Here is a 3,883-nt window from a genome sequence, read left to right on the forward strand (position 1 = left end):
ATATTATTTCAATAAAATTGAATTTATCCATACTCCATCTCGAATGAGGCCCAACATAAAAGGGGGATTACCATTCTCCCTTTTCTAATATCATGTATATGTATAAGGCCCCCGGATTCATGACGCGAAAACGGGGGCTTTGCTGTGCCTGCAGTTTGGCCTGTTTGGCTATCGATATCATGAAGATGCCGGTGAGCAATAAATTATGTCATAATGCCTGTTTTGTGCTATAATAGTTGCATGGTAAAAAGGAATTAGTATTTATTTTTTGTATTTTGGAGAGAAGTGTATGAGCAGATTAAAAGTAGATACTCCGGATCGGGTTCAGCTGACGGTGGAGAAGCTGTACAAGGATTTGGAGCGCCACATCATCGCATCTCCGCCCGGCCTGTGCCCGGTGGATTTGCAGCTGTCGTTTTTGAAGGTGTGCCAGGCACAGACCTGCGGCAAATGTGTGCCGTGCCGGGTGGGGCTGACCCAGCTGCAGCATCTTCTGGAGGATGTGCTGAGCGGCAGGGCGACGATGAAAACCCTTGACCTGATTGAAAAAACGGCAAAGAATATCGAGGCCAGCGCGGACTGCGCCATCGGCTATGAGGCCGCGCACATGCTGGTGGCAGGCTTTGACGGATTCCGCGAGGATTATGAGCATCATGTGAAGGAAGGCTGCTGTTCCGTTCATGCCCAGCATGCTATTCCCTGCGTGGCCCTGTGCCCTGCCAAGGTGGATATTCCCGGCTATATTTCCCTGGTGGGTGAAAAGCGCTACGCCGACGCGGTGCGCCTCATCCGCAAGGACAATCCGTTCCCTACGGCCTGCGCCATGATTTGCGAGCATCCCTGCGAGGCCCGTTGCCGCCGCAGTATGATTGATGTGTCCGTCAACATCCGCGGCCTGAAACTGATGGCGGTGGATAACGCCCATGCAGATACGGTGCCCGTGCCTGAAAAGTGCGAAAGCACCGGCAAGAGGGTGGCCATTATCGGCGGCGGCCCGTCCGGCCTTTCGGCGGCATACTATCTGGAGCTGATGGGACATCATGCGGTGGTATTCGAGGAGAAGAAAAAGCTGGGCGGCATGCTGAGGTACGGCATACCGAATTACCGCTTTCCGCGGGAGCGCCTGGATGAAGACCTGCAGGCAATTCTCAGCACCGGCGTAGAGGTGCATCTGAATACGAGAATCGGTGAGGGCGAGGGGGAGATTTCCCTCAAGACGCTGAACAACGAGTATGATGCCATCTATATTGCCATCGGTGCCCATACGGACAAAAAGATTGGCATTGAAGGGGAGGATGCCAGGGGGGTAATCTCTGCCGTGGAGCTTTTGAAGCGGATTGGTGATGATGATATGCCTGATTTTTCCGGCAAGGAGGTTGTAGTGGTCGGCGGCGGCAACGTGGCCATGGACTGCACCCGTTCAGCTATCCGCCTGGGGGCCAAAAAGGTGGGCATCGCCTACAGGCGGCGTCAGGAGGATATGACCGCCCTGCCGGAAGAGGTGGAGGGGGCTATTGCCGAGGGAGCGGAGCTATACGGGCTGAAGGCGCCCCATCATATCGAGGCGGATGAAGACGGCAACGTGACCGCCCTCTGGGTTGAGCCGCAGATTATCGGCCCGATTGACGCCTGGGGAAGAGCCCGTCCTATCCACGCGGACGTGCCTTTGAAGAGAATTCCATGCGATATTATTATAGTGGCTATCGGTCAGGGCATTGACAGCAAGGCCTTTGAGGATGCCGGCATCAGCATTCAGCGCGGCGCTATTGCCGCGGCCATGACCGGCGAGGTGCAGAATGCCGACGGCATCTTTGCCGGTGGTGACTGTGCCACCGGCCCGGCCACCGTTATCAAGGCGATTGCCGCCGGCAAGGTGGCGGCGGCCAACATTGATGAATACCTGGGCTACAAGCACATTATTTCCTGTGACGTACAGATTCCTGAGCCTGATCTGGCTGACAAGGTGCCTTGCGGCAAGGTGCAGCTGGCCGAAGAGGAGGCAGGTATCCGCAAGCAGAGCTTCAATCCGATGGAGCTGTGCATGAGCGAGCAGGAAGCCTGTCAGGAGGCTGGCAGGTGCCTGCGCTGTGATAAGTATGGATTCTCTGCCTTGAAGGGAGGCCGCAGACTCAGATGGTAAATTTGAAAATTGATAATATTGACCTTTCTGTGGAGGAAGGAACCACCATAATGGAAGCCGCCAAGAAGCTGGGGATTTATATTCCGCATCTCTGCTTTTTGAAGGGGATAAACGAGATTTCGGCCTGCAAGGTCTGCGTGGTGGAGATTCAGGGCAAGGATAAGCTGGTTACGGCCTGCTCCACTCCTGTAAGCGAGGGCATGGTGGTGTTTACCAACTCGGCCAAGGCCAGAAGCGTCAGAAAATCCAACGTGGAGCTGATTCTTTCCCAGCATGACTGCCTGTGCGCCACCTGCGTGCGCTCCGGCAACTGCCCGTTGCAGACCCTGGCCGGGCACCTGGGCATCTATGAACTGCCTTTTGAGCGGCAGGTAACGGAGCAGGCGTGGGACGACAGCTTCCCGCTCATCCGCGATTCCAAGAAGTGCATCAAGTGCATGCGCTGTCTCCAGATCTGCAGCAAGGTGCAGGGCTGTGATATCTGGGATGTGCAGAACACCGGCGCCTATACCAATATCAGCACCGTGGACAATATGCCGATTTCCCAGGCCCGGTGTACCCTCTGCGGCCAGTGCATCACCCACTGCCCGACGGGCGCCTTGAAGGAAAGGAACGATTTGCCGGCCATCTACGACATACTGGCGGACCCGGACAAGGTTACCGTGGTGCAGATTGCCCCGGCGGTCCGCACCGCCTGGCTGGAGCGCACGGACATGGAGCCGGGGATTGATACGGAGGGCAGGCTGGTGGCGGCCCTGAAACGCATCGGCTTTGACTATGTGCTGGACACGGTTTTCTCCGCGGATGTAACCATCATGGAGGAAGGCAGTGAGCTTTTGGAGCGCCTGCTGGCGAAAAAGCACATGCCGATGTTTACCTCCTGCTGTCCCGGCTGGGTTTCCTACCTTACCATGTACCATCCGGAGCTTTTGCCTAACCTGTCTACCACCAAGAGCCCGCAGCAGATTTTTGGCGCCCTGATTAAGACCTATTTCGCTGAAAAGACAGGTATTGCACCGGAAAATATCTGCTCGATTTCCATCATGCCGTGCGTGTCCAAGAAGCGCGAGGCGGCACTGGCCTCCATGCAGGCCAGCGGCTGTCAGGATGTGGACTACGTGCTGACCACCCGTGAGATGGTGCGCCTTCTCAGGGCGGAGCATATTGACCCGCGGGGGCTGAAGGAAATGCCGTTTGATTCCCCGATAGGGGATGGCACCGGTGCAGGCGCTATTTTTGGCGTTACCGGCGGCGTTATGGAAGCGGCGCTCCGCACCGCCTACAAGGTGGTCACCGGCGAAGAGGCTGATGCGGATGCTTTTCGGGAGGTGCGCGACAACCGTGCTGACGGCCGTGACAATGCCATCAGCCTGGGCGGCATACGCACGGCTGAATTTGAGATTGCCGGCCGGGTGTTGAAGGTCTGCGTGGTGAGCGGGCTGAAAAACGCGGAAGAGGTTATCCGGCAGATAAAAAGCGGCGAGGCCTGCTATGATTTTGTCGAGGTCATGGCCTGTCCGGGCGGCTGTGTAGGCGGCGGCGGACAGCCAATCCACGAGGAGGCCGAATGGGCGCCACAGCGCGGCGAGCGCCTCTATGAGCTGGACAGGGAGCGCAGTCTGCGCCGTTCCCACGAGAATCCTCACGTACAGCAGCTTTATAAGGAATTTTTGGAGAAGCCGCTCTCCGAAAAGGCCGAGCATCTGCTGCATACCCGTCATGTGTGGGAAAAGAATTACCGCT

2 protein-coding genes are annotated in these 3,883 nt (G+C 56.7%); both read left to right on the forward strand.

Translation table 11 applies throughout. The features are described from left to right. Positions 1-289 precede the first annotated feature (289 nt). Positions 290-2,140, forward strand: a complete 1,851-nt coding sequence (locus tag ACI3UA_RS02200; protein ID WP_439723199.1) for an NAD(P)-binding protein — start codon at positions 290-292, stop codon at positions 2,138-2,140. Continuing rightward, positions 2,134-3,883 (forward strand): [FeFe] hydrogenase, group A (locus ACI3UA_RS02205; RefSeq protein WP_439723200.1); only part of this gene is annotated, 1,750 nt, incomplete at its 3' end. The genes ACI3UA_RS02200 and ACI3UA_RS02205, both read left to right, overlap by 7 nt.

The sequence above is a fragment of the Anaerovibrio sp. genome, from assembly GCF_051866355.1.
In the GTDB taxonomy this organism is placed as follows: Bacteria; Bacillota; Negativicutes; order Selenomonadales; family Selenomonadaceae; genus Anaerovibrio.